This is a genomic window from Aquabacterium sp. (assembly GCF_050725395.1).
GTDB lineage: Bacteria > Pseudomonadota > Gammaproteobacteria > Burkholderiales > Burkholderiaceae_C > Aquabacterium.
The window spans coordinates 47,194-73,581 of sequence record NZ_JBOHHL010000022.1; the positions used below are offsets into that span (position 1 = coordinate 47,194).

A 26,388-nucleotide genomic window follows, 5' to 3' on the forward strand; every position below is an offset into this window, starting at 1 on the left:
CAAAACCACCATGTCATCTTCGAGCGAAACAACCGATCCAAGCATTGGCGACATCATTTCGCGCATCAACAGCCTTGATGCCTCGCAGGTCGAACAAATCGTTCGCTACCAGAAGGAAAAAGGGGTCAAGTTCGGCGAGGCCGCCGTGGCCTTGGGCCTGGCCAAACACGAAGACGTGCTCTGGGCCTTGTCGCAGCAATTCAAGTACCCCTACCAGGGCCGCACCCTGGAGAGCGTGTCCGCCGAGCTGGTCGTGGCGACCGACCCTTTCGATGCCACGGCCGAGTTCTTCCGCGACGTTCGTGCCCAGCTGCTGGGTTCGGTCTTCAATGCCAAGCGCGAGAACAAGTTGGCCCTGGCGGTGTGCAGCCCCGATGTCGGTGATGGCAAATCCTTCTTCAGCGCCAACCTCGCGGTGGCGTTCAGCCAGCTGGCGGGCCGCACGCTGCTGATCGATGCCGACATGCGAACCCCTCGCTTGCACACCTTGTTCGGGGGCGATGCCTCCACGGCCGGCCTCAGCAATGTCCTGTCGGGTCGCGCCGAAGTCAATGTGCGCAAGCCCATCGACTCGCTGCCCAACCTCTACTTGCTGCCCGTGGGCGTGATCCCGCCCAATCCCCTGGAGCTGATCCAGGGGCAGGCCTTCGAACACCTCATCGAAAGCGTGTTGCCGAAGTTCGACTACGTGATCGTGGACACGCCCGCGGCGGCCCACGGTGCGGATGCCCGCGTGATCGCTGCCAAGTGCGGCGCAGCGCTGGTGGTCGGCCGCAGTGGCGTGACCCAGGTCACGCCTTTGAAGACCCTGTGCGACAGCCTCAAGAAAACCTGCGACGTTTTCGCGGGTGTGCTGCTCAACGATTACCGCGCCTGACGTGACGACGGGGACGGTCGAGCCATGATGTTCAAGCACCAGCCCCGCCGTCTTGGTGTCTTCGCCCTCCTGGTGGCGTTGATGGCATGGTGCACGCTGTTCGCGCCAGCGGCACAGGCCCAGGGCAGCGCGGAGGGGCGCCCATTCCGCGACTCGCTCGGCCTGGTCGTGAAGTTCTCTCAGGGGCAGCCCATGAGCCAGTTGCCGCTGCTGGGCGAACTGGGGCTGCGCTGGGTGCGCGACACCGTGATGTGGGCCGACATGGAGCCCAAGGCCGGGCAGTACAGCGAACTGCCGGCCGCGTTCAAACAGCGCCTTGCGTACTACCGCGAACACAAGATCAGCGTGGTCTTCATGCTGGCCTATGCCAATGGCAAGGCTTACCCGGCCACCAAGGACGACCCGCTGGCCCCCATCAACCCGGAGGCCTTTGGCCGCTACGCGGTCCACATGGCCAAGGTGCTGAAGCAATCGGGCGTGAACTTCGTGCTCGAAGTCTGGAACGAGCCCCACAACTTCGTGATCGCCAAGATGGTTGGCGGGCAATGGAACGGCAAGCCCCCGTCACCCTGGGTCAAGCATTACGTCAAGATGGTCACGGAGGTGGTCGAGCAGGTCAAGGCCGTGGACCCCAGCGTGAAGATCATCGATTGCGAAGATGTCTGGGTGGCCCATTACTGGTTCATGGAAGCCGGTTTGCCCAAGGCCCTCGATGGCTTCGGCATCCACCCCTACTCGGGGCACAACGCGGTGGGTCCCGAGGTGTCGGCGGCTTACGAGAAAACCGATTGGGCCTTGCCTTTCCAGCTGGTGGACCGTGACCGCTCCTTCAATTCGGCCGTCCGCCGCCTCCGCGACCAGGGGCTCAAGAAAATGGGCAAGCGCCCCGAGATCTGGATCACCGAGTGGGGCTGGTCGGTTGGCGAGAAAACCCCCGATGGCCCGGTGACCGAAGACATGCTCGCGGCTTTCCTGCCCCGCTCCTTCATTTCCTCGGTGGCGGCTGGCGTCGAGGTGCTGTGCTGGTTCAGTGCTCAGGACACGGTCGATGGCCCCATGGGCTTGGTCACCAATGATGGCCGCAAGCGTCCGGCGTTCGGGGCGTACAAAACGATGGTGGCCGAATTGGGTGATCTGAGCTTTGGCCAGCAGCTCGGCGGTCTGGGCCGGCCCACCCAGGGCGTGCAGGCCTATCTGTTCAAGGGTGCCGGCGTCCGTAAGGTCGTGCTCTGGAGCTCGGACAACAAGGCTCGGACCTTCAAGGTGAAAGGTGCCTGGTCCATCAAGAAGGCCGTCAACCTGCAAGGGGCCGAGATCGACATCGACGACCCCAAAGCCAAGAGCGTGACCGTGGGCCCCGAGCCCATCTACCTCACCCTCGACGGCAACGACACCCCCAAGTGGTCTGACGACCTCGTTCAATAAAAGCATATGGTCCCATCGATATACGGCATCCTGGTGCTGCTGCTGGCGTTGACGGTTTCCGCCAATGGCATGGTGTACCTCGCCATCATCGCCACCTTGTTCGGCGCCACTGCGGCGGCTTATGCCACGGCGCTGGGCGGCGCCAACATCACGCCGGCCGTGATGGTGCAGCTCTTCGTGGCCTGGCGGGCCTTGCGCAACGAAGGCATCCTCGGCGTGCTCAAGCCCATGGGTTTCCTCAAGCCGGGTTTCTGGCTGCTGTTGGTGACCATCTGGGGAGCGGCTTCCGCCGTGCTGTTGCCCAGGTTCTTCCGTGGGCAGTTCATGGTGTATTCCACCGACCGTGACTCGGGCCTGAGTGGTCTGTTCCCCATCGGGCCGGTGTCTTTGAATGCCACCCAGGGCATGTACGCGGCACTGGGGCTGTTTGCCTTCGTGGCCATGAGCGTGACCTTGCAGAAAGTGGGTTCGCGCCAGTTGCTTGCCAAGGCCATTTTGTGGCTGGCGGGCTTGAACGTGGTGGCGGCGCTCCTTGATCTGGCGCAATACCACCTGGGCATGCCACCCGTCCTGCCTTACCTGAAGAACGCCACCTACAACTTGTTGGGCGGTGAGGTGGCCGGCCTCATGCGCATCACCGGCACCTTCCCCGAAACTTCTGCTTTTTCGCAGTTCACGCTCACCCTGCTGGCGTTCACGCACACCTTGTGGATCAACAAGGTCTACACCCGGTGGGCCGCCGTTCTGACGGTGCTCAACCTGACGCTGCTGATGATCTCCACCTCGGGCACCGCTTACGTGGGGTTGGGGGTCTGCTTCGCCATGGCCTTCGCCTTTGCCATTTGGTACTTCATGCGGCATGGCGACATGGGCAAATACAGCCTCTACATCTGGCTGGCCGTGCTGGGCGTCATTGGCGGCATGGCGGTGCTGTTGTTCGTGCCCTCCGCCATGGACGCGGTGACCGACTACTTCAATGTGGTCATCGGCAAGAAGATCACGTCCGAATCCGGCATCACCCGGTTCAGCATGAACGCCCGGGCCCTGGACAACTTCGTGGATTCTTTCGGCCTGGGCACAGGTTTGGGCACCAACCGGGCCTCGAGCTTTGCGCTGGTCCTGTTGTCCAACCTGGGTTGGGTCGGCACGGTGTTTTTTGCCCTCTTCACCTGGTCGGTGCTGATGGGCAAGGGCCGCTCGGCGTTGCCTGACCTGGATGCCAGCGTGGTGTTGGCCGCTCGGCATGCGGTGCTGGCCAACTTGGTGGCGGCCTGCATCTCGGCATCGAACTACGACCTGGGGGTGATGTTCTACATCCTGGCCGCCGCTGCGGTGGTGCCGTACCAAACGCAATCGCTTGGCACGGCACGTTCCTCTAATGAGGATGTTGGTAGCAGCGGTGATGGGCGGTTCCAGAACCGCCGTCAGGTCACTGCGTTGTCGTGATCGGGAAGCGGATGAAGATCGGGCCGCCGGCTTCGGTCACCGTCACCTGAGAGGTGGCCGAGTTGCCCGTGGCCGAGGTGGTCACATTGGCGCCGGTCAAGGATGTGACGGTGGCAGCCTTGGGCAGCACCAGTTTCAGCGGCACATTGGCAGAGTCGACCCAAACCGCGAACACCGAGTCATCCGTGCCATCCCAGCGCATGGCGTGCACATTGGCCGGCACATCCTTCACCAGGCCCACGTAGTTGCGGGTCTTGGTGAAGCTGTACAGGGTCTTCAGTGCCGTGTAGGCGGGTTTGGGCTCGCCAGTCTTGGTCAGCAGGCCATAGTTGTGCTCATTGTGGTCGCCGTCGATGCCCGAGTCGGACAGTTCATACAGCGTGCTCATGGGGAGGTTCAGCGCGGTTTCGGTCAGCACCTTGCGGAGCACCAACACGGCCTGGCGAGCGCGGGCCCTGGGATCCAGGCCATTGCCGTACACCGCGGCATCGAAGGCGCCAAACGACGAGTAACCCCATTCAGTGACCCAGATGGATGGGTTGGCGACGCCTTGCGATGACAGGATGGCCTTGATCTGGGCCACTTCTGGTGCGAAGCTTTCAGGCCCCCAGGGGCGATAAGGGTGGATGGCAAACCCATCGAGGTTCTTCAGCTCGCCCGTTTTCGCCAGGCGAAGGATGTAGGGCAGGTTCACCCAGGATGGGCCGCCATTGACAACCTTGCGGGTGCTGTCAGTGGTTTTGATGACTTCGCGGGTCGCCGTCAGCAATTGGGCGTAGGTGTTGGGGTCGCCTTGCGTCCAGAAGTTGCTGTTGTCCGGCTCATTCCAAACTTCAAAGCCCACCACATTGCGGCCCTTGGCGAACAGCGTGGCTTGGCGCGCAAACTCCACGAAGGCCGCGCGGTCCGCCGGGTTCAGGGGCGAGCCACCACCGTGATCCGGGTGGCCGTAGTCCAGGATGAACAAGGCGGACTGCCCTTGCTTGGCCAGTCGCTTCAAGATGGCGTCGTAGTTGCTGAAATCAAAGCGCCCGCCGATTTCGATGAGCTTCCAGAACAGGTCCATGCGGACCACCGAGATGCCGATCTGGGCTGCATGGCTGAGCTCGCCATCGGAGGTTTGGTAGAAGTGGGTGGCCACCGCCAGGCGACCGTTGGTCGAAGGCAACACGCCGTCTTTCAGCAAGGCAGCTTGCCTCGACAGGGCGTAAGTGGTGGCGCCAGAGTCCAGCAGGCGGACGTTGTCCACCTTCACGCTGGCAGCGGGCGCGGCCATCACGGGTGTGCTCGCGGTCACGGAGAACCCAGTGATGCCGCCATAAAGTTTGCCATCGTTGACACCACCCCAGTGGCTGGTGGAAGAGCCCAGTGGCACCATGATCTTCGCCCAGGTCGCGCCTGCGCTGGTTTCAAGGGTACGTGGCACGAAGGAGTACTGGAGCGACTGTCCGGTGCTGTCAACCACCCGCAAGCCGGTGCTCACCAATGGGTGCGTGGCTTGGACGCTGATGGCCAGCATGGCGGTTTCAGGGGTGGCCGTGGAATACAGGGAACCCAGGCGGCGCGTCATGGCCACGTATTTGCCGCAGCCACCGGTGACGGCCAACTGAATGGTGGTGCCGCCGCAGTTCAGGTCGGTCAGCATGCTGGCGCCCATGCCGTTCTCGCCACCTGTAAGCGTCAGGCCGCCGCGGGCGCCAGGAAATTCGTTGCCCAGTTCGAAAATCCAGCCCAGGGCTGAACCGCCCAGGCTGCCACCGGAAGTGTCGAAGGTTTCCAGCGAGGTGCCCAGGGCCTGCTGCTGTGTTGCTGCGGTGGAAACAGCGGCCAGATAGGCCGTGCCTTCAACCGCAGTTGTCACGGGAGCCGTGGGAACAGGGGTAGGCGTCGCAGGCACCGTGGCAGGAGGCACCACCGTTGAGCCAGAGCCGCCGGTGGTGGTATCAGAACCGCCGCCGCCGCCGCAACCTTGCAAAACGAGAATCAACGAAAAAACAGCACAACTACTCAACGACAGCTTCATATGGCAACCCAACAAACCACCCGAAATCAGGCTAGACAAGGATCAAATTGATCAGAGTCTTCATCTTATAAAGAGGGGGACAGCCACGCCCACGAAGCTGTAACGATATACATATGGTAGCAGGCGATCGGAGCGCTCCTTGCATGTGACCAATTGCACAAGTAAAAATGACACGCTCTAGGAAAAACTTGCAAAAGCCCCGCTTTGGTGCCCCGTAAATTTGTAAGTTCAAGTTACAAATTATCGCAAGGGTAAGTCCTATTGATATTCGGTATGCGGCTTTAGTTCTTTGCCTTGGGTAGAATGCTGTGGTGCAGCAAGAAGTCAGTGGTGTCTGAGTTTGAAAATCGATATTTAGAAAACTGGCATGTGATAATGAATTTGTATTTTGAAAAATGATGGCGGTATGACAGCGACCCCCCTTCACACTGCGGCTTCACGCCCCGAAAAGGCGTCTCGTTTCCATCAGCTTGACGCCATTCGTGGAATAGCGGCGCTCGCGGTGGTGGTTTCACATTACACGTCGGTGATCTGGTCCGATCCCACCGTCAGCATGCCTGCTTTGAACGTGGCAGTGTCGTCATTCATGTGGTCGCCGTTGGGCGGTCTCATCATCGGACTTCCAGCGGTATTGCTTTTCTTTGTCTTGTCTGGTTTTGCCCTGACCAAGATGCTGCAGAGCAGCCGTGATGGCTACGCCAGTTATGCGGTCAAAAGAATTGCGCGCATTTGGCCCCCTTACATGGTATCCATTGCCTTGGCCGTGCTGTTCATTTCAACCATTGGTTGGGCTTCAGGCGAGCATATTTCGGGCTGGGTCAAAGGTGTGACTGGACACCCTTTGAACATGGGCGACATTCTTGACCATGTTTTGCTATTGGGGGCCTTTGAGCCTCATTACAACTTCGTGGCATGGACTTTGGTCTATGAAATGAGAATATCCTTGATATTCCCATTGGTCTACATGACGCTGCTGAAATGGAGCGCCAGGCAATCCTTGCTGCTTTATGGTGTGCTGAGTGTTACTTGTGTGCTTTTGCATTATGCAGCCAAAAAAACTGGGTACATTGACCTGGCCAACTGGCTGGCGACAGGGCATTACACACTTTTCTTTGTCGTGGGTGCTGTCATCGCCATGAACCTCGACGCCATCGTTCATTGGTATCATCAACAGCCCTTCGGCCTGAAACTCGCGGCATTGGTGCTGGCCATGATCAGCTACACTTATCCGCCGCAAATCAGAAATTTCGGCGGCAGCTTTTCCGAGTTTCCGATGTTGTTGACCCATTGGCTCATGTTGCCGGGCATTTCAGTTTTCATCATCATGGCCATCGGAAGCACAAAACTGAAGAATTGGCTTTTGCGCCCCTCCTTGCAATGGCTTGGAAAGGTTTCCTACAGTCTATATTTATTCCATCCCCTGGTGATATTTCTCATGGTTGCCTGGATCAGCCAAGGTGCCGATGTGATGACTGCCGTTTTTGTGGGGATTTTGTCGTCCATCGCGGTGGCGGCCGTGGCTTATCCTGTAGTTGAAAAACCATCCCAAAAGTTGGGGCGTTTTCTGGCAGATAAAACCAGTCCGGTGCGGCGCATGGCCTGATTCATCCAAGCATCACAGCGAAGATGGTCGATGCTTTCCGCCAATTCGATGCTGTATGAACTTGGTGATGCCGTGACGCCATTCCAGTGCACGTTTTTCCAGCAAATGCCAGGACAGCATGGCCAGAACCAATGTCACCACTCCGGAGGTGAAAATCATTGCGCCAATTGAAATGCCTGGAACCAGCGCGGCGATTGATTGCTGTATTGGAAATGCGTAGATGTACAGCCCATAGGAATAATCTCCTATTTGGTTGTAATGTCGAATGAACCCTCCTGGAACATAGGCCAGAAAAAACAAAATATAACCAATGCTTGCGCAGTACATGTAAAAAAACGCGGGCTTGTGCATGCTGGATAGAATCAGCGCGATGGACAATAAGCTGAAGTTTCTCCAGTTCATGGAGATTGAATCGCGCAAAACAAAGAAAGCGCTGCCGCAACTGAACATGAACAACAGTTTCGCGAGTTTTCCGGTCGATTCCTGGTGGTGCTTGTAAGCCAGCAATGCCGCTGCAGCGATGAAAACAGTGACAACGACGCGTCTCAGGTTTTTTTCATTCGTGCCCGCCACCAGCTTGGTGGCCAGCCAAATGAAGGCGAGGCCGACGTACATCCGAACTTCGAACGGCATGGACCAGAGGGATCCATTGACGGTGTTGGGATAGGGGTTTTCTTCGAACACGCCTGGCAGATTGAACAGGACCCCTCCCAGCAATGTTCCACACTTGGCCAAGTACGCCCAGGTATCGTGCGCGCGGTAGAAGTCGGCCAGCGGCAACGTCGTGAAAAAGGCTGCCATGCCAAAGCAGGTCAAGGCCAGCATGACCCACAGGGCTGGAAATATTCTAAGAATTCTGCTGATGAAAAATTCAACCAAGTTTCCGCGTTTGAACAAACTGGCGCTCACCAGGAAGCCACTGGCGATGAAAAAGATATCGACGGCAATGTCTCCGATCGACATTCCAATCAATTTTCGCATCGGCTCGATGGCCGGGTCACCTGTGACCAGAACAAAACTGTGGGTCACCAATACCGCCAACGCAGCTGAAATGCGAATCAGGTTGAAATTATTGTCTTTTCCGTGAGCAAGTGCTGATAACTTCATGTTCTTGAATTAATGCTTGTTGACGGATGCTTGGGCTGCAAAAACCTGATGATGGGTTTTTCAATGTACCAGTGGGCAAGGACGCCGATCAAGGCGGCCACCATCATTCTGAAAATGATTTCTGCCAAGTCGATGGCAATGCCTTGTTGATCGGGGAAAACCGCGTCAAAAAGGTGGCCTGAGACTTTGAAAGTGAATGAATGGGAAAGATAAATTGAAAATGAGGCATTCGCCAGCAGATTGAAGATCGGAATTTGACTTTGCCGAAATGCCGACATGCTGGAGAAGATGATCAAAACAGCGCAAGGGCCCGCCGTCAGGCCTCTTGAAACAGCATGGCCATGTTGAGTGGCTATGAACAAGGCCAGGAATCCCACGATCACGCCGGCCCAAGCCCAGTGGCTGTATTGAGGAAAACCGTATTTCTTAACGAACATGCAAAGCGCGGCCCCATACAAGAACTCCAAAATGATCGGGTCTGAATAAAAAATAGCGGGTGCCGAAGTCGGTTGCACCAGATGACCCAAGCAAATGAATGCCAGCATTGCACTGAACAAGGCCGCCATTCTCCACTTGCCAAAGAAAATGCTGAACGCGAAGATCGCGTAGAAAAACATTTCGTAGTTGATGGTCCATCCCGGGACGAGCAATGGAAATATGCCGCCCTCTTGCAAAGCATTGAACCTGGGGATGAATGCAAAATCCAGCCACGCTCCCTCTGGTACCGAGTGCTTGATCACATCGGCTTTGATATTCCAGAGCAAGGCAATCCAATACAAAGGCACAACCCTGATGAACCGGTGGCGCAAAAAAGTTTTGGCACTGTCAAACCGGTTGGACCGAGGGTCGATGTCCCGGGTGGTCCAGGCCATGACAAAACCGCTGATGACAAAGAAAATGTCAACCCCGGAGGCGCCGAAGGATGAGGATTCCTTGATGTTGGTGTATTTCAGGGTATGGTGAAACACAACCATCAAGGCCGCAATCGCGCGCAAATAATGGATGCCGATGATCATGGGTGATACTGAACATCCTTGAAAACGCCCAACGTGGGGTTTTCTAAAACTTCAAAACTTCCACGAAAAGCTTGGCATTGTCTTTTGCCGAGTAATCACTGAACACGGGCGATGCCAAAACTTCAATCATCGCAGCCATGAGGGCCAAAGCTTTATAACTTTGTGCGTAGATGTAGCTGTGGTGTTTCTTGATGAAAATGTAGCAGCCACGTTCCAGCAAGCAGCGCCGGTGATTTTTGATGGTGAACGTGCCACCGTTCTCATGAAACACCTTCACATCCAGGTTGACCTTCGTTTTCAGCCCAAGGTGCTTGGTCATGCGGTACTGCAAATCTGTTTCTTCGGCATACATGAAAAACGATTCGTCAAACCCGTTCAACTTCTGGAACACGGCCGCGGGCATCATCAAGGCGGCGCCCGTGACGTACTGGGTGTCTTGCAAGCCCTCGCGGAGCATGGGCTTGGCAGGGGGAAGGGCAGTTTTGGTGCCCGTCAGCCGCCGCAGGCAACCATGAAGCACATGCTTGGCCCACCGCAGCGGCCGCCGGATGGTGATGAACTCGCCAAACGAGTTCTCGACCTTGTCGTTCTCGTTGAATACCTTGCAACCAATGGCCCCCAGCGTAGGATCGCTGTCGAGCGTTCCCGCCATGGACGAAGCGCAATCTTCCACCAGCGCCGCATCGGGGTTCAGGAAGAACAGGTGGCGGCCCGTGGCCACGCGGGCACCCACATTGCAGCCCGCGCCAAAACCACCGTTGTGTCCGGGGTCGATCAGCTGGGCGGGCAGGGGCTGGAGCCGCGTCGCCAGGTCGGCCCGGTGGTGGGCGTCGTCGCTGTTGTCGACCACGATGATCTCGTGGCTTGATGCGCAGTGCTGGCCGATGCTGCGCACGGCGCGTTCCACTTTGTCTGCTGCCCGGTAGTTGACGATGATGAAAGAGATGAGTGGCATCGGCATCATGTGAAATTTTTGCGTTGGTACCGGTACAGCGTCATCAAGGCCAGCGAAGCGATCAGTTCGGCCAAGACCCTTGCAACTGCCGCGCCAACCGCGCCGTTCCACCAGGCTCCGCCGGCGGTCAGGCCAATGCCCAGGGTGGTGGTGGCGATGCTGATGACGCTGATCTCGCGCTCCATGCGGCGCGGCAGGAACACATACACCGAGATGGCATTGTTGAAAGCCGCCAGCATGAAGATGGGGCTCATCACCATGAGGATGGTGGAGGCGTGTTCGAACTTCTCGCCCAGCACGAAGTTCAGCAGGGGTGGGGCCACGGTGAGCGAGGCCAGCGTGGCCAGGCCTCCGGCGATGCACACCCATTTCACCGCGCGCTTCTGCTGTCGCAGCACTTCTTTCGCGTCGGTGTTCTCGTGCATCATCTTGGAGAACCATGACAGCATGACTTGCCCGGCGGGGGCCAGCAGGCTCAGGCCCGTGGTAATGACTTTCTCGGCGGTGCCGAAGTAGGCCACTTGTGCTGGTGTGGCGAATGTCGACAGCGAATAGGTGCCCACGTTGGTCATCAGCGCGTAGGTGCCGCTGGTGATGAACAAGGGCGTGGACTGCTTGATGAGCTGGAAGCCGTCCGACACGCTGGAAAGCTTGAACTTCTCTGACTTGGCCGCGATGTAGTAAGCGATGAAGCTGGTGACGGCCGAGGACGTGGCCAGCGACACCATCACGTAGATGGCGTCGACGCTGCCGCGCACCAGGAAGAGCACCATGCTCAAGGTGATGATGAAGCCCGCGATCTCGATCAGCACCGGGGTGGTGAAATTCAGCCGGCCTTGAAAGTACCAACCCAGGTTGAAGCCGGCGATGACACCGCACAGCACGGCCAGGCTGGCGATGGCCGGTTGGCTGCGCAGCAATGGCGATCCGATGATGAAAATGATGCCGGCGCCCACGGCGATGGGGACCAGCAGGAAGCGGGCGGTGAGGTGCCGGCTGAACTCGTGGTGGCGCTCGCCATCGGTCTTGAGGCTGGCGATGTTGCGGGCACCGGTGAAGGCGAACCCCCAGTTCTGGATGGTCCACACGATGGCCTGCACCGACATGGCGGCCAGCACGAGGCCGTAAGCCGTGGGCCCCAGGATGCGCGCGTAGAACGGGATCAGGACGATCAGGTAGACGTACCTGAAGAAGTAGCCGGCGTAGGCGGAAATCAGGTGCTTGTTGAGCGAGGCCATTGAGTTGTTCTAGTGGAGCATCGCGCCGTAGGACCGGACGCATTCGCGCCATCCGAAGAGGCGCACGGCGGCGTCTGCCTGGTCTGCATTGGCCGAGGTGGTGCCGGGATCGCCAGCCTGCCAGGCTTGCACCCGGGCCACCAGTTCGGCGTCGTCCTTGAAGGGTTTCACATGGGGCAGCTGATCGGCGGCCCAGCGGATGAAAGGGCTCTCGCGGGCCCAGATGTTGGCCACGCGGCCAATGGCTTCGAAGAAGGCGCCGCTCACCAGCATGGAGTCGCTGATGTGGGCCAGGATCAGCACGTCGACCGCGGCGAGGCTGGCGGCGAAATCCTCGTCGCTCATGTAGCCGGACTGGAAGACCACGTGGGGGGCGAGTTGCCGGCGCTGGATGATCTCGTTCAGTTGCGCGGCATATTCGTCGGTGGCACGGCCGCGGATGACCAGGGCAACGCCCTGTGGCCAGATCTCCAGGATGCGGTGGATGTTCTTGTAAGGCCGAACGGCGCCGAGCATGCCGAACAGCGGGGCACCACTTGCCGAAGGCGGCTTGGGCGGCGCCAGCGGCCGGCCAGGCTGATCGGCCGCATCCCAGTACAAAGGGTGGGGCAGGTAGGTGGCGCGGTAGGGTTGCGCGAAGCTGGGATCGTGCACCACCCGTGTGTCCGCCAGGGCCTTGAGCAGGTTGATGATGCGCACCGAGAGCGCCTTCTTCCAGCCGGTGGTGTCGTGCACCGCGTGGTCGTGCACGAAGTACACCACGCGGGCCCGGGCCACGGCCATCAACACCACGTAGAACAAGAATTCGATCGAGCCCTTCAGGGACAGGCTGGGGTTGGCGCCTTTCCAGACGAAAGGGCGCGTCTCCAGCCAGTGGAAGGCCATCACGTTGTCGCGCTTGAAGATGCCCCAGGCCCGGCCCGTGACCACCGACTTGACGTTCAAGGGCTTGACCGTGAAACCGCAGTCGGCGAGCAACTGCTTTTGCATCTCGATGTAGCGGTTGGTGGTGTTGGTGAAGGGCGAGACGAAGGCGGTCCTCATCGGGCGACACCTCGGCCGGCCGACCCGCGGCTGCCCGGGTCGCACACATAGCGCGCGGCCTTGAGGGCGATGGGCCGAGGAGCCAGCAGGAGCAGCCAGGCCCAGCCGGCCAGGCCCAGTTTCTTGGGCAGGCTGTAGTCCTGGCGGACCGCGATGGACTTCAGCAAGCGGGGCAGGCGGGCGAGGGTGGCGCGCTTGTCGGTCCACCAGCCAAGCCCGGCGAGCGCGGTGCTGGCGTAAGCGGATTTCTCGCTGGAAAAATCCAGCAAGCTCGTGGGAGACTGGATGGCGCCTTGCGTGCGCTCGCTCATCCAGCGCCCGAAGCGTTCAATGCGCACTTGCAGGCGCTTGTCCAGTGACAGGCCCTTGGCGGCATTGCCAAAGGTCAGCGATGAACTGTCCTTGTCTGGCATGCGGTGGATGCGGTACAGGCCCAGGGTGCGGTCGCTGGCGGCCACGGTGCCGAACAAGGTGGAGCCAAAGATGCAGAAGAAGTCGGCGCCATGGCGGTCTTGCGCATCGGAGGGCAGGGGAAAGATGCGCGCGAGCACGCTGTGCCGGTAAGCATTGCCCGAGGCCGGCGGCGAGGCATGCGGAACGCCATGCTGCAGAAAGGCCTTGGCCACGTCGCCGCGGGCCAGTTCATGCGGGATGGTGGCGCCAACCGCCTCGCCATTGGGGCCGATCAGTTCCAGGCGAAAGTGCACCTTGGCCACGCCTTCGCCAAAACGCGTGGCGATGTCGGCCAGCGCTTCTGGCAGCAAGGCGTCGTCCGAATCCAGGAAGAGCACCACGTCGCCCCGCGCTTGCGCGAAGCCCGCGTTGTAGGCCGCGATCTGGCCGCCATTGGCTTGCGCGATGACCTGGATGCCTTGGGCTTCGTACTGGCGGATGATGTTCAGCGAGCCATCGGTCGAGCCGTCGTCCACCACGATCACTTCGAGCGGCGGGTAGGTTTGCTGCAGCACCGAGTCGATGGTTTGCCGGACATACCGTTCGTAGTTGTAGTTGCACACCACGACCGAGATGCGTGGCTGGGACAAGGCGGCGAGGGATGGCGGTGATGTCATGCTTGGCGACCTTGCTGGCGGAGGATGGGCTTGATCATGTCCAGGTTGAGCCGGCCCGCGAGCTGCCAGTCGTACTGCGCAGCCCGGGCGTGGCCCGCCTGGGTCAGGGCCTGGCCTTGGCTTGGATCACTGAAAAATTCGCTCAAGCGCTGGGCAAGCTGCTCGGGCTGGTGGGGGTCGAAATAAAGCGCGGCGTCGCCGCAGGTTTCCTGGACGGCGTCGGCGGTCGAGGCGATGACGGGGCAACCGTTGGACATGGCCTCGAGGGGCGGGATGCCGAAGCCTTCGTAGAAAGAGGGAAACACGAAGCAGGAGGCATGCTGGTACAGGGCTTTGAGCTCGCCATCGCTGACATAGCCCACCTTGAGCATGCGCTCGGAGGTCTCGGTGGCCTGCTGGAAGATGGCCGAGTTGGTGGCCCCGGCCACCACGCAGCGTGGCGCCTGATCGCCCATCAGGTTCAGGGCCTTGACGATGGCGCCGAAGTTCTTGTTGGGGTTGGCGCTGCTGACCGCCAGCACGAAAGGTTGGCCGCGCAAGTGGTGCTGGTCGAGGATGCGTTCATCCGCCTGGATGGCGTTGAGGTGCTGCCAGCCTTCCGTGGTGACGCCCACCCGTTCGGGCCGCGCGCCGAAACAGCTGACCGCTTCACGCTTGCTGAATTGCGACACCGCCAAGGTCAGCGGCGCGTGCTTGACCAGCGAGCGGACCATGAAGGTGTACCAGAGCCGGAACTTGGCGGTGTAGGCCTCGGGCACCCGCACCACGCCCGCGTCGTGGACGGTGGTGATCTGCCGCCGGTGAAGCAGCGGACCTGTGAAGCCAAAGGTGAACAGCAGACCCTGGCGGGCGTGCCAGGCCAATTCGGTCTGCTCCCAGGCATGGCCCGACAAACGGCCGATGGTCTGGAAACGGATGTGCTTGAGGCCGGGATTCTGTGCACCCTTGGGGGCCAGCACCGTGACCGGGTTGTAGTCGGCGTGGGGGCCTTGCGGCCCCAGTTGCTGGTCCATGCAGGCCAGTGTTTCACGGGCGTAGCGCTGGATGCCGGTGACGCCTTGCGTCAGGAAGCGGCCGTTGATGAAGAGGGGCGTGGCGTGCGGGCGCGACAACTTCCTGACCCCGCTCAAACGAATTCGAGGATGCGGCGGGGATCGCAGCGGCCCGAGGCCAGGTCCAGCAGCGCGCGCACATTGCCCCTGAGCCGTCCCGGGTAGTCCACGTTGGGGTACCTGAAGCGGCCGATGCTCTTGACGGTGTTCGCCGCCAGGTGGCGCGCAATGAACTTGTAGGCCTTGCGCTTGGACATGGTGCCCTTCTTGATCAGGTACAGAGGGTTGGCGATCTGGGAATAACCAAAACGCAAGCCCGAGGTCCGGCCGGATTTGCTGCCCAGGTGCACGCCACGGCAATCGGGCGTGTAGATGTTGCGGCCCCAACGGGAGGCCTGGCTGGAGTAGTCCTGGTCTTCCTGCCATCCGTACAGGGGCAATGCTTCGTCGAACTCGCATTGGCGGATGGCCGTGTCCCTGAAGGCCATGTTGCAGCCAAACAGGCTTTCCATGGGGCGGTCGGTGGCGCCGCTGGCCCAATGGGGCTCCGGGGGTTTTTGCCCGCGCAGATAAACAAGGGCGTCGGGGGTGTCGAGCGGGGTGCCTTGCGCGCCATCGGCCAGCACGTGCCCGGTGATGCCGACCACGTCGGGTTGGGATTGGAATTTCTTCTGGGCGGCTTCCAGCCAGGTGCCGTCGGGCCTGAAGTCGTCGTCCATGAACACCGCGAAGCTGGGCACCTCGCCCAGCAGTCCAAATTGCTTGGCGACCTCCACGCCCACATTGCGCTGGTGGGAGGAGCCGGCGTGGGTGGCCACCTTGACGGTGGCTTTGCCTTCCAGCACCGAGGGGTGTTGGTCGAGGTTGGTCACGTCTCGGGCTTCGGAGCCCACCACCACCACGTGTGTGGGCGCCAAGGTCTGGTTTTGCAACCATGTCAGCAATTCATGAACCACCGCAGCGCGGCCTTTGGTCGCGATGATGACGTAGGCATTCAGACTGGTTTGGCTCATGGATGGCGCGTGTTGGTGATTTTTAGGGGAGTGAAACAGCCTGATCCAGTTTACCGAATCAAAGATGACAAAAAGCCCGGGCATGAGTATGAACCCTCAATCAGGGTGTCACGAAGCTGAAAGATCGGCCTGTAACAATTACCGAAAATTACTTTTTTACCGGGTGCGGACCATTACAATTTGGAACCGCTGATGATATTGGCGACAAAAATATTCAGGGAGTTGTCATGTTTGACGTGACTGGGCGAACCTTGCCAACGCAGGGCTTGCCCGAAAAGGTTTCAGTGGTGGTGACCAACTACAACTATGGTCACTTCCTTGCCGAGGCTTTGGATTCCGTGCTGTCCCAGCAGCCCCCGCCCTTCGAGGTGATCGTGGTCGATGATGCCTCGACCGATGACTCTCGCGAGGTGCTGGCCCGGTACGCCGGGCAAGTTCAAGTGCTGTGGCAAGCCTCGAACGAAGGACAGATCAGCGCCTACAACCTTGGATTCGCCGCCACCAGGGGCGACATCGTCATATTCCTGGACGCGGATGATCGCTTGAAACCCGGTGCGCTTCGGGAAATCGCCGCCGTCTTCGCCCAGCAGGATGTGGTCAAGGTGCACTGGCGAGTTGACTTGGTCGATGCTGCCGGCAAGGCCGCGGGCGCCCAGGTGCCTGCCAAACTGGTGGCGGGCAACATGGCCAGGCTGCTGACGCGCAAGGGCATCATGTACCCTTCTTCTCCTGGCAGCGCCAATGCCTATCTGGCCAGCACGTTGCGGCAGATCATGCCTTTGCCCACTGATTCGGCTGAGAAGCACGGGGCCGATTTCTACACCATCTATGGCAGCGCCCTGCTGGGTCAGGTGGGGGTGGCGGGGGGAGGGCGAGCCTTGAGCGACTACCGCCTTCACCAAGCCTCCGATGCGCATTCCCTCGGTTTTGGCAACGCGGCACGGGGTTACCGTGAGTCCGAGCGCATGAGTCTGCGCAGCGCGGCTTTCACGACATGGGTAGCACGGTGGAGTTGCCAGCGCATTGTCATCAAGCGGCCATTGACGGAGTTTTCCATCGAGAAAAACTCATTTGCCAATGGCATCTTTGGCCAAGCTGGTTACTGGCATGGCGTGCAGGCGGGCTTGGAGGGCTTGCGGCCCCTGTTCAGAAGCATTCGCCACCGTCCTGGCCACATGTCAGAGAAATTGTTATTGGCGGGGCTGATGTTGGCCATCTTGGTGCTGCCCAGACCGGCGGGGCTGCCCATTGCGAAATACCTGTGCGATCCGTCGTCGCGTTGAATGAATCATGTAGAAGTGGGAATCTTCTGTAGTCTTGATTTGAGAGACAGAAATTTTGGCGGGGAGAATAGGAAATTCAAACCTATTTTTCGTAAGGCATGGGCGGCGGCCAAAGGGCCACAGAGTCCAACAAGCATTCCAGGGATGATGTACAGCATTGCATTTTCAATGCCTAAGACCTTTTGAAAAAGAATGCGCAATGATGCAATGAATAATAAGTGCATCAGGTATACGTCCATTGATTTTTCGCCTAAATTGGCCAGCCAAGCTGTGCCTTGTGAAGGCAAAGAGTAGGCGAAACCAAAAACAAGAAAACCTGTGATCATGGCGAAAACTGTTGCGTTAGGACTGACCGACTGAAAGCTGAGCGTTCTTTCTCCGAGTAGGATATGAAATATATACTGAGCCAAGATCAATGCCGTTAGCCAGAAAATGGCATTGCGTGGTGAGTATTGTCTTGATGGAATGCTCTTTGAAAAAATCAGTCCCAATGAGAAATACACATAGCTCAAGCAAAAAAGAGGCAAGCTAAAATAATTGATGGTGATGTGTGGATAAATCCACAAAAGTGCCAACGCAATGGGTAGTGTGAGAAGTCGTCCTCGTTTGGGGCCGGCGAAATAAATTGTGATCTCGGTTAAACCAAAAGCCAGAATCAGGGAGTAAAGAAACCAAAATACTCCCCTGGGGTGCCAAAAGATTGCAGGCAATTCGTTGAAGGATGACGATCCATTCCTGATGCCCGAGCTGAGTACCTCAAAGGCGCCAATGAGCAAAGACCAAATCAAGTAGGGATAGAAAATGGCATCGAATTTCCCAGAAAATTCTTTCAGCCGATGTTTTTTCTCAATGTTTTTTCCAAAAAGAATGCCTGATGCAAAAAAGAAAGCCGGCATCGACAAAATCGTGCAGGCGCTGCTGATTGCCAAAAAATATGTTTCCGAGACGCCGTTGAGCAAGTTTGCCCCATGAAGTCCTCTCCATAAATGGGCAAACACGACCACGATGATCCCAATCCCCTTGGCATAGTCCAAAGCGATGTTTCTTTGGCTTGCTGTTGATGTACTGCTGCTCACTTGAATCTCACCTGATCACGAATAGGCGGGATTCGGTGGGCTGGGGTGGGGCGTGGCCATGTCGCAGCCGCGCTCAGTTACTCGCCTGGTGATTCAGTGCGTCGTTGATCACCGCCATCATCGACGTTCTGAACTGCTCGATCGAGAAGCGCTCGGCATTGTCCCGGCAGGCCTGGGCGCTGAAGCGGTGACTGTTCTGCTCAAAGGCCTTGACCGCCTCGACGATGGATTCGACGGATTGCTCCTTGAAGAACACGCCAGTGGCCTGCTCGGTGTCGAGTCCCTTGACGGTTTCCAGCGCGCCGCCGCGCCCGTAAGCGATGACGGGCGTGCCGCAGGCCTGGGCTTCCACCGGCGTGATGCCGAAATCTTCTTCGGCGGCGAACACGAAGCCCTTGGCTTGCTGCATGTGTTCCTTGAGCGCCTTGAAGGGCTGGTAGCCCAGCAAGGTGACGTTGGGGGCGTGCACGGCCTTGGCTTTTTCCCATTCAGGGCCATCGCCGATCACGACCAATTTCTTGTCGGGCATCCTGGCAAAGGCTTCGATGATGAGCGGGACCTTTTTATAGGGCACCAGTCGCGAGGCCGTGAGGTAGAAATCCTGCTTCTGCGGTGCCAGCGTGAAGGCTTCGGTGTCGACGGGCGGATACACCACCTCCGAATCCCTCCGGTAGGCCTTGCGGATGCGGCGACCGATGAACGCAGAGTTGGCGACGAACACATCCACGCCGTTGGCGGTGCGGCTGTCCCACATGCGCACATAGTGAAGGATGGACCTGGCCAGCCAGGATTTGAATCCCCGGGTCAGCTTGGACTCGTCCAGGTACTGGTGTTGCATGTCCCAGGCGTAGCGGATGGGCGAATGCACATAGCTCACATGAACCTGGTCCGGACCAGTCAGGACGCCCTTGGCGACCGCGTGGCTGCTGGAGACGATCAGGTCGTATCCCGACAGGTCGAGTTGCTCGATGGCCAGGGGCATCAGCGGCAGGTAGCTCCGGTAGCTGGTCCGGGCGCGGGGCAGCTTTTGAATGAAGGTGGTCTTGGGTGTTCGGCCGCCCAGGAAGCCTCGGTCGGCCTCTGGCACGAAGTCCACCACCGAGAACAAATCGGCCTCGGGGAACATGATGAGCAACTGCTCGGCAACCCTTTCAGCTCCGGCGTAGCTCACCAACCAGTCGTGGACAATCGCAACTTTAAGGGCCCTCATGTGAGAGCCCTTGATGAACCAATCTTGTGGTTATTCATTCAGCGTGAAGCAAAGCGGGTGATGTGAAGTTGGTTAACGGACCAGCAGAATTTTGCCTTCGGGGGCGGTGGCTGCAACCAGTTGCGCTGCAAATTCTTCCTGGCGCTTGAAAACGTCCTCGGTGAGGGGCGCGCTGTTGGATCGCTGAGACACGCGCACCAGAACGCCATCGGTCATCTTGCCCTTGAGGCCTTCCTTGACGATGGACAGGCGGGTCTTCCAGGCGCTGTCACTGTAGCTGTTGCCGATGCGGATCCAGTAGCTCACCAGTTCGTAACCTTTGCCATTGGTCTGCTTGGCGACCAGTCGGAAGCCCGGGATGCCCATGCCTTGCGCGGTGGGCACGGGGAAGGTGGCTGGTTTGAGGCTTTCGACCTGCCAGCCCTGGGCCGGGTAGCAAAGCTCCGGGCGGTGGATCTTGATTTCCTGGCGCTGCTGGCTGCCATAGGCCAACGCCACCATGATGTGATCGCCCTTGCTGTTGACGTAGGTGCGCGACACCAGGTCGTCGTAGGGCTGGTCGCGGCTGGTGCCTTCGGTGGTGGGGACGGCGGTGTTGACCTGGACCATGGGGTTGGGCAGCTCGCGCCAGTCGCCGATTTGTCGCGGCACGGTGCCGTCCAGGGGCGCGCGCTTTTGGCCTTCCGCGATGGTGGGGCGCAACAAGGTGCCCAGCAGGGCGGCCAGGAGCAACAGGCTGGTCAGGGTGACGGTTCGCAGGCTGATTTTCATGGGTATTTGGACAGGAAGTCCTGATAAGCAAGCCGGATGCCATCTTCGAGGGAGGTGCGTGCCTGCCATCCGAGGGATGTCAGACGTGAAACGTCCATCAGCTTGCGGGGGGTGCCGTCAGGTTTGGTGGTGTCGAAGGTCAGGTCGCCTTGGAAGCCCACGACCTTGACCACCGTTTCGGCCAGTTGGCGGATGGTGACATCGGTGCCGGTGCCGATGTTGACCAGGGGGCCGTCGTAGCCCTGGTTCATCAGGTGAACGCAGGCGTCGGCCAGGTCGTCCGCGTACATGAACTCGCGCATGGGCGTGCCGGTGCCCCAGACCACCAGGCAGGCATCGCCGCGCTGCTTGGCTTCGTGCGCCTTGCGGATCAAGGCGGGCAGCACGTGGCTGTTGTTCAGGTCGTAGTTGTCGTTGAGCCCATACAGGTTGGTGGGCATGACGCTGATGTACTGCCGCCCATACTGGTGGTTGTAGCCTTCGCAGAGCTTGATGCCGGCGATCTTGGCGATGGCGTAGGGCTCGTTGGTGGGTTCGAGTTCACCGGTGAGCAGGCTGTCTTCCCTCAGGGGTTGGGGGGCCAGCTTGGGGTAGATGCAGCTGGAGCCGAGGAACATCATCCTCTGCACGTCGGCCAGGTGCGCCGCGTGGATGAGGTTGGCTTCGATCATCAGGTTCTGGTAGATGAAGTCGGCGCGGTAGGTGTTGTTGGCCTGGATGCCACCGACCTTGGCCGCGGCCACGAAGGTGTAATCGGGCTTTTCGGCCTGCATGAAGGCTTGCACGGCTTGCTGGTTGAGCAGGTCGAGTTCGTGGCGGCTGCGGGTGACGATGTTGGTGTGCCCTGCCGATTGCAAGCGGCGCACGAGCGCCGATCCCACCATGCCCCGGTGTCCGGCGACGAATATCTTGCTGTTTTGATTCATGACGCAGTGCTTGGCGAAGGAGTGGTGGGCTCTTTGAAGAATTGACCCAGGATGGCATCGACCCCAATGGTCAGCATCGTGGCCACCATGAACAGCAATATGCCGGCAAAGCCGTGCACGAAGCCTTGGCCGGCCTCATCGCCAAAATAGTAGGTCACCAGCACCAGCACGATCACGCGCAGGGTGTTGGACACGAAGGAGATCGGGATGATCAGCGTGGCGAGCAGGATGTTGCGCCAGCGGTTGGTGTGCGCCGCCATGCTAAGGTAAAAAACGCCAATGGCCTCCAGGGCGAAAATCGAATTGATGCCCGCGCAGGCGTCGGCCACCAGCAACTGGTATTGGCCAATGGTGAGCGTGACCCCGCTGCGGCCAATGGGGTAGCCCGCGACGTGCAGCGCCCATTCGGCCACATAAGAGACACCCGCTTTGAGCGGTGCGGTGACGGCATCGACGATGGAACCCGGCAGCGGGATCAGGAACAGCAGGAAGAACAGTGGGAACCACATGGTCTTCAGGCCGATGCCACCCTTGTAAAGCAGGAACAGCCCCGCCAGCACGGGGATCTGGGACGCGGCCTCGAAGGAGAGCAAATCTTGAGAGTGTCCGATCACGTACAGCAGCACGCCCAGCACCAGCAAACCTGTGCCCGTGACCGTGGCATGGCGCTCGGGCAGGGCCATCAGCTTGGGCCACCGCTGCCAGCCCAACCACAAGGTGAGGGCCAGCATCACGGGCCCATGGCCTTGCCCGACCACGTTCCAGATGTTCTGGTCCAGGGTGATGTACGTGGGGATGTACATGGACAACAGGCCAATGGCCAGTGCCCCGAGCTCTAGTTTGCTGGGGCTGCTGTTGTCAACGGGGATGGCCAATGTTTGTGTGTTCATTGGTGATAAATGACCTGATTCTGTGCAGAAGGTTCCGTGGGAGGCCGGCCTCGCTGAGGCAGGGCCTTAGTCTAAGCCGGCAAAAAAAAACCCCGCGGAACATCGGCGGGGCTTTTGTTAGCAAGCGTTTTTGCTGTGGCGGCGGCGTCAACCTTTTTGTTGCCGAGGCTCTTTGCCAAAAACGGATCGGACGGCCAGTTTGGCCACGAAGATGCTGTTGGTCTCGAGGTAGCGGCGGGCCAGGCGGCGTGGCTCGCAGACAAAGCGGTAGAGCCATTCCAGCCCCCGCTGTTGCATCCACAAAGGCGCGCGGCGCAAGGTGCCGGCGTGGTAGTCGAAGGCGGCGCCCACGCCCACCATGACGGCCTTGATGGTGCCGCGGTGCTCGGCCATCCAGACTTCCTGCTTGGGGCAGCCCAGGCCGACAAACACCACCTGCGCGCCCGACTGGTTGATCTTGGCCGCGTAGTCGGCGTTTTCCTGGTCGGTCAGCTTGCGGAAGGGGGGGGAAGCCATGCCAGCGATCTTGAGCTTGGGAAACTTGGCCATCATCCGGCCGCGCAGTTTGGCCAAGGTGTCGTCGACACTGCCGTAGAAGAACACGGATTGACCGCGGCGTTCGGCTTCGGCCAGGACGCGCAGCATCAGGTCGGGGCCGCTGATGCGCTCTTGCTGGGCGAAGCCCTCTTTGCGCAGGGACCAGGCGACGGGCGCGCCATCGGGCAGGGCCATGTCGGCGCCATTGATGACGGCGGCGAATTTGGCGCTTTGGCTGCCGGTGACCACCGAATGCACATTGCACAAGGTGACATAGCGGGACTGGTGCTCGGCGCCCCAGTCGGCAATGCGGTTCACGGCTTCATCCCAGGAGGCTGCATCGATGAACGTGTCCAGCACGTAGGCGCCACTGCGGATGATCTTCTTCTTCACGGATTGTTTCAGACCGCCCAACGCTTGTTCCCGCTCCAAGAACGACAGAGATGGATAGCCAAAATTGGGATCTGGATGTCTCATGGGACGCCCACCAGGGGTAGTTGTTGATGTCCGCATCTTCTTGGACACATGGCCTCAATTTTAGGGGAGCGCCCAGGAGGGTCGGTTCAGGGTAAGCGCGCGGTACAGGCAAAAGCCGTGTGATAAAGCGCGGGCATTTATCACTTGGCGGTGAGATGGAGTGCTTTTGCTGAGGGAAGTTCCGGGGGTGAGGCTGGGTGACAATGTCCCAGGGGTCGACCCGGGCTGCGGATGATGGCGGATGAGAGTTTTGATGGTGCACAACGCCTACCAACAGCGGGGAGGCGAGGACAGCGTGGTGGAGGCCGAGGCGACTTTGCTGCGTGAGCAAGGGCATGAGGTTGTACTTCACCTTCGGCACAACGACGATGTCAACGGCATGGGCCGATTGGCGGTGGCCGCCCAGACCTTGTGGTCCGATCGGACCGTGAGGGATGTGAAAACCCTGGTCGGCGAGTTTCGGCCGGACGTGGTGCATGTCCACAATACCTTGCCCTTGGTGTCGCCCTCGGTCTTCTGGGCGGCGCGGGCGGCCGGGGTGCCGGTGGTGCAGACCCTGCACAATTTTCGCTTGATGTGCCCCCAGGCCACCTTTCTGCGGGACGGGCGGGTCTGCGAGGATTGCCTGGGCAAGGTGCCATGGCGGGCGGTCCAGCACCGCTGCTACCGGCAGTCTGCGGTCCAGTCGGGCGCGGTGGCGGTGATGCTGTCCACGCACCGGGCCCTGGGCACTTTTCAGAACAAGGTGTCCCGCTACATCGCCTTGAACGAGTTCTGCAAGGCCAAGTTCGTGGCCGGCGGCCTGCCGGCGGATCGGATCAGCGTCAAGCCGAATTTCGTGCCGTCGCCGGGACAGCCCCAGTGGGCGTCTCGGGCTGGCGGCCTGTACGTGGGGCGGCTGTCGGAAGAAAAAGGCATCCAGGTGCTGCTGGGCGCCATGCGCCTGGAGCCGGATCTCGGGGTGCAAATCATTGGCGGAGGCCCTTTCGAGGACGAGGTCCGGGGTGTGGCTGGCGAGGCCTATCTGGGCTTCCGGCCATTGCCCGACATCATGGCGCGCATGGCGCACGCAGCCTTCCTGGTGCTGCCCAGCGTGTGCTACGAGGGATTCCCCAGAACCTTGGTGGAAGCTTTCGCCAGCGGCATGCCGGTGATCGCCAGCCGCCTGGGGTCCATGGCCGAGCTGGTCAGCGATGGCCGCACCGGGCTGCTTTTCGAGCCGGGCAGCGCCGAGGACTTGGCCGCGAAGATTCGGTGGGCGCAGGCCCATCCTGCCGAAATGTTACAAATGGGCCAAGCGGCCCGTCTGGAATACGAGGCGCGCTACACGCCAGAACGCAACTGTGCCGAATTGATCGCAATCTACCGGTCGGCAATGGCCGAATCAGGGTAATCCGAGCGAACTTTTTCCCTGAATCGGTAACAATCTCCGGTGCCACCCTGGCGGTAGGCTTCTTTGTTTTTTTGTCTGCGGTCTATGGCTCAATCAGCACCAACCTCCGGGGCATTGCCCAGCGCTCGGTCGCCCGTCAAATTCCCGGTTTGGTCCTTGGCGGTGTTTGGGGTGGCGTTCGGGCTGATGTACCTGCCCACCTTCATCACCTTGTCGCAGACGGTGTGGGCCACCGACGAGCAGGGGCATGGCCCTTTGATCCTGGCCGCGTGCGCCTGGTTGTTGTGGGGCATGCGCGATGACCTCTTCGGGCCGCCAGCCAAGCCGGCCGTGGTGCCCGGGTTCTTGCTGCTGTTGTTGGGCCTGCTCATGTACGTGGTGGGGCGTTCGCAGCGCGTCATCGAGTTCGAAGCCAGTTCCCTGATCCTGGTGCTGGTGTCGGGCATGCTCTTGTTGCAAGGCATCGCCGCGCTCAGGCGGGCCTGGTTCCCGTTTTTGTTCCTGCTGTTCATGGTGCCCTTGCCGGGCGCGCTGGTTCAGGCCATGACCCTGCCGCTCAAGAGCGCCGTGTCCGTGGTGGCCGAGCAAATCCTGTATTGGGCGGGCTACCCCATCGGGCGCACGGGCGTCACCTTGACGATCGGGCCTTACCAGTTGCTGGTGGCCGACGCCTGCTCGGGCCTGAATTCGCTGTTCACGCTGGAATCCCTGGGTTTGTTGTACATGAACATCATGAATTACAAGTCCAAGGCCCGCAACACGATCCTGGCCATCGGCATCGTGCCGATCTCCTTCATTGCCAACGTGACCCGCGTGATCATCCTGGTGCTGATCACGTACCATCTGGGCGACGAAGTGGGGCAAGGTTTCGCGCATGAATTCGCCGGACTGGTGTTGTTCAGCGTGGCCTTGGTGCTGACTTATGGGCTGGATCGTTTGCTGGCCGCCCGCTTTGACGACATGGGAGGTGCGCGAGATGGCCGCTGATGTGATGACCAAGCCGGCCGGGGTGTCTCGGCGCGTGTCCTTGGCGATCGTGCTGGCCGCCGTGTTGATGGCGGCGGGTGCCGGTGCCTCGGTGTGGCTCAAGCCCAGCAAGATGCTGGCCGACCAGAAGCCGCCCCTCGTGCTCCACACGGACGTGCCCGAGGTGTTTGGTGACTGGAAGGTGGATCCCAGCCTGATCCCGGTGCTGCCGGACCCGACCGTGCAGAACAAGCTGGACACCCTGTATTCGGAAACGCTCAACCGCACTTACATCAACGGCCAAGGGCAGCGCATCATGCTGTCGATCGCGTACGGGCGGAATCAGAACTCCGAATCGACCGCGGCACACCGCCCCGAGTTTTGCTACGTGGCGCAAGGGTTCGCCATCCGCGGTTTTGGCAAGGACCAAGTGACCTTGCCGGCGCATGTCTTGAAGGTGGTGCGGCTCGAAGCCCAGGTGGACCGCCGGATCGAGCCCATCACCTATTGGGTGACGCTCAATGAAGAGGCTTCGACCCCGGGCATCGACCGCAAGCTGCAGCAGTTGCGCTATGGCCTGCAAGGGTTCATCGTGGACGGGATGCTGATGCGAATTTCCTCACTGGCGGATGCGAGGGCGCCGTCTGGCGGCAAGCCGGACTACCATCTGCATGATCGCTTCATCGCGGATCTGGAAAAGGCCATGTCCAAGGGCTCCAGGCCGCGTTTCTTTGGTTCTTGATGGTGTCTCTGACATGACAAAAAAAATAGCATTGATCACCGGGGTGACCGGGCAAGACGGCTCTTACCTGGCCGAGTTCCTGCTCAAGAAGGGCTACGAGGTGCATGGCATCAAGCGCCGTTCCTCGCTGTTCAACACCGACCGCATCGACCACCTGTACCAAGACCCGCACGTCGACAACCGCAACTTCATCCTGCACTACGGTGACCTGACCGACTCCACCAGCCTGGTCCGCATCATGCAGAAGG

At 59.9% G+C, this 26,388-nt stretch carries 23 protein-coding genes and 1 pseudogene; 9 read left to right on the forward strand and 15 right to left on the reverse strand.

What is annotated here, in order from left to right:
• The first annotated feature begins 10 nt into the window (after nt 1-10).
• From ACREB4_RS14100 to ACREB4_RS14110, 3 genes are read left to right on the forward strand one after another with little or no spacing between them, the layout of a single operon-like run.
• Nucleotides 11-877 (forward strand): polysaccharide biosynthesis tyrosine autokinase, encoded by an 867-nt coding sequence (locus tag ACREB4_RS14100; protein ID WP_431588860.1) that lies wholly within the window; start codon nt 11-13, stop codon nt 875-877.
• 24 nt (nt 878-901) lie between these two features.
• Nucleotides 902-2,302: a hypothetical protein gene (locus tag ACREB4_RS14105; protein ID WP_431588861.1), complete on the forward strand. Its 1,401-nt coding sequence runs from the start codon at nt 902-904 to the stop codon at nt 2,300-2,302.
• A 6-nt stretch (nt 2,303-2,308) separates the two neighbouring features.
• Entirely contained in the window at nt 2,309-3,748 is a 1,440-nt protein-coding gene (locus tag ACREB4_RS14110) for a hypothetical protein (protein ID WP_431588862.1), read from the forward strand.
• Here ACREB4_RS14110 and ACREB4_RS14115 read toward each other — a convergent pair.
• On the reverse strand, nt 3,732-5,609 hold the full coding sequence (locus ACREB4_RS14115) for a cellulase family glycosylhydrolase (RefSeq protein WP_431588863.1): 1,878 nt from the start codon (nt 5,607-5,609) through the stop codon (nt 3,732-3,734). The genes ACREB4_RS14110 and ACREB4_RS14115 overlap by 17 nt on opposite strands.
• Before the next feature lie 568 nt (nt 5,610-6,177).
• Between ACREB4_RS14115 and ACREB4_RS14120 the strand changes: the two genes are divergently transcribed.
• Nucleotides 6,178-7,374, forward strand: a complete 1,197-nt coding sequence (locus ACREB4_RS14120) for an acyltransferase family protein (protein WP_431588864.1) — start codon at nt 6,178-6,180, stop codon at nt 7,372-7,374.
• 12 nt (nt 7,375-7,386) lie between these two features.
• On the opposite strand, the gene ACREB4_RS14125 is transcribed toward ACREB4_RS14120, so the two are convergent.
• From ACREB4_RS14125 to ACREB4_RS14160, 8 genes are read right to left on the reverse strand one after another with little or no spacing between them, the layout of a single operon-like run.
• On the reverse strand, nt 7,387-8,481 hold the full coding sequence (locus ACREB4_RS14125; protein ID WP_431588865.1) for an acyltransferase family protein: 1,095 nt from the start codon (nt 8,479-8,481) through the stop codon (nt 7,387-7,389).
• Nucleotides 8,478-9,497: an acyltransferase family protein gene (locus tag ACREB4_RS14130; RefSeq protein WP_431588866.1), complete on the reverse strand. Its 1,020-nt coding sequence runs from the start codon at nt 9,495-9,497 to the stop codon at nt 8,478-8,480. Before ACREB4_RS14130 ends, ACREB4_RS14125 begins: the two co-directional genes overlap by 4 nt.
• Nucleotides 9,498-9,540: 43 nt before the next feature.
• Complete coding sequence (locus ACREB4_RS14135; RefSeq protein WP_431588867.1) at nt 9,541-10,563, reverse strand: glycosyltransferase family 2 protein; 1,023 nt, start codon at nt 10,561-10,563, stop codon at nt 9,541-9,543.
• A complete protein-coding gene (locus tag ACREB4_RS14140; protein ID WP_431588868.1) occupies nt 10,458-11,690 on the reverse strand; it encodes a lipopolysaccharide biosynthesis protein in 1,233 nt (410 codons plus the stop codon). The genes ACREB4_RS14135 and ACREB4_RS14140 overlap by 106 nt, the downstream gene beginning before the upstream one ends.
• 9 nt (nt 11,691-11,699) lie before the next feature.
• Nucleotides 11,700-12,734: a glycosyltransferase gene (locus ACREB4_RS14145; protein ID WP_431588869.1), complete on the reverse strand. Its 1,035-nt coding sequence runs from the start codon at nt 12,732-12,734 to the stop codon at nt 11,700-11,702.
• Nucleotides 12,731-13,804: a glycosyltransferase family 2 protein gene (locus tag ACREB4_RS14150; protein WP_431588870.1), complete on the reverse strand. Its 1,074-nt coding sequence runs from the start codon at nt 13,802-13,804 to the stop codon at nt 12,731-12,733. Before ACREB4_RS14150 ends, ACREB4_RS14145 begins: the two co-directional genes overlap by 4 nt.
• Nucleotides 13,801-14,916, reverse strand: coding sequence for a glycosyltransferase family 4 protein (locus tag ACREB4_RS14155; RefSeq protein ID WP_431588871.1), 1,116 nt, complete (start codon nt 14,914-14,916; stop codon nt 13,801-13,803). The genes ACREB4_RS14150 and ACREB4_RS14155 overlap by 4 nt, the downstream gene beginning before the upstream one ends.
• A 14-nt stretch (nt 14,917-14,930) precedes the next feature.
• Entirely contained in the window at nt 14,931-15,869 is a 939-nt protein-coding gene (locus ACREB4_RS14160; RefSeq protein WP_431588872.1) for a glycosyltransferase family 2 protein, read from the reverse strand.
• 227 nt (nt 15,870-16,096) lie between these two features.
• On the opposite strand from ACREB4_RS14160, the gene ACREB4_RS14165 reads away from it, so the two are divergent.
• Nucleotides 16,097-17,152, forward strand: coding sequence for a glycosyltransferase family 2 protein (locus ACREB4_RS14165; RefSeq protein ID WP_431588873.1), 1,056 nt, complete (start codon nt 16,097-16,099; stop codon nt 17,150-17,152).
• A 5-nt stretch (nt 17,153-17,157) separates the two neighbouring features.
• Here the strand turns inward: ACREB4_RS14165 and ACREB4_RS14170 are convergent, their stop codons facing one another.
• The 6 genes and pseudogenes from ACREB4_RS14170 to ACREB4_RS14195 all read right to left on the reverse strand — a co-directional run bounded on the left by ACREB4_RS14170 (nt 17,158) and on the right by ACREB4_RS14195 (nt 22,955).
• Complete coding sequence (locus ACREB4_RS14170) at nt 17,158-18,228, reverse strand: acyltransferase family protein (protein ID WP_431588874.1); 1,071 nt, start codon at nt 18,226-18,228, stop codon at nt 17,158-17,160.
• Nucleotides 18,229-18,322: 94 nt separating this feature from the next.
• Nucleotides 18,323-19,435 (reverse strand): annotated as a pseudogene (locus ACREB4_RS14175) (glycosyltransferase family 4 protein); the annotation flags it as partial.
• A 75-nt stretch (nt 19,436-19,510) separates the two neighbouring features.
• On the reverse strand, nt 19,511-20,209 hold the full coding sequence (locus tag ACREB4_RS14180) for an exosortase C-terminal domain/associated protein EpsI (protein WP_431588875.1): 699 nt from the start codon (nt 20,207-20,209) through the stop codon (nt 19,511-19,513).
• On the reverse strand, nt 20,206-21,135 hold the full coding sequence (gene fcl / locus ACREB4_RS14185; protein WP_431588876.1) for a GDP-L-fucose synthase: 930 nt from the start codon (nt 21,133-21,135) through the stop codon (nt 20,206-20,208). Before fcl ends, ACREB4_RS14180 begins: the two co-directional genes overlap by 4 nt.
• Nucleotides 21,132-22,025 (reverse strand): exosortase B, encoded by an 894-nt coding sequence (gene xrtB / locus ACREB4_RS14190; RefSeq protein ID WP_431588877.1) that lies wholly within the window; start codon nt 22,023-22,025, stop codon nt 21,132-21,134. The genes fcl and xrtB (ACREB4_RS14190) overlap by 4 nt, the downstream gene beginning before the upstream one ends.
• Before the next feature lie 147 nt (nt 22,026-22,172).
• Complete coding sequence (locus ACREB4_RS14195) at nt 22,173-22,955, reverse strand: WecB/TagA/CpsF family glycosyltransferase (protein WP_431588878.1); 783 nt, start codon at nt 22,953-22,955, stop codon at nt 22,173-22,175.
• 325 nt (nt 22,956-23,280) lie between these two features.
• Here ACREB4_RS14195 and ACREB4_RS14200 point away from each other — a divergent pair, with 325 nt between their 5' ends.
• The 4 genes from ACREB4_RS14200 to ACREB4_RS14215 all read left to right on the forward strand — a co-directional run.
• On the forward strand, nt 23,281-24,432 hold the full coding sequence (locus ACREB4_RS14200; protein ID WP_431588879.1) for a glycosyltransferase: 1,152 nt from the start codon (nt 23,281-23,283) through the stop codon (nt 24,430-24,432).
• Nucleotides 24,433-24,516: 84 nt separating this feature from the next.
• Nucleotides 24,517-25,419 (forward strand): exosortase B, encoded by a 903-nt coding sequence (gene xrtB / locus ACREB4_RS14205; protein WP_431588880.1) that lies wholly within the window; start codon nt 24,517-24,519, stop codon nt 25,417-25,419.
• Nucleotides 25,409-26,140 carry an exosortase-associated protein EpsI, B-type gene (gene epsI, locus ACREB4_RS14210; RefSeq protein ID WP_431588881.1) on the forward strand — a complete coding sequence of 244 codons (732 nt, stop codon included), beginning with the start codon at nt 25,409-25,411 and terminating at the stop codon, nt 26,138-26,140. The genes xrtB (ACREB4_RS14205) and epsI overlap by 11 nt, the downstream gene beginning before the upstream one ends.
• 13 nt (nt 26,141-26,153) lie before the next feature.
• Nucleotides 26,154-26,388, forward strand: a 235-nt coding sequence (locus ACREB4_RS14215) for a GDP-mannose 4,6-dehydratase (protein WP_431588882.1), incomplete at its 3' end; no start/stop codon positions are given.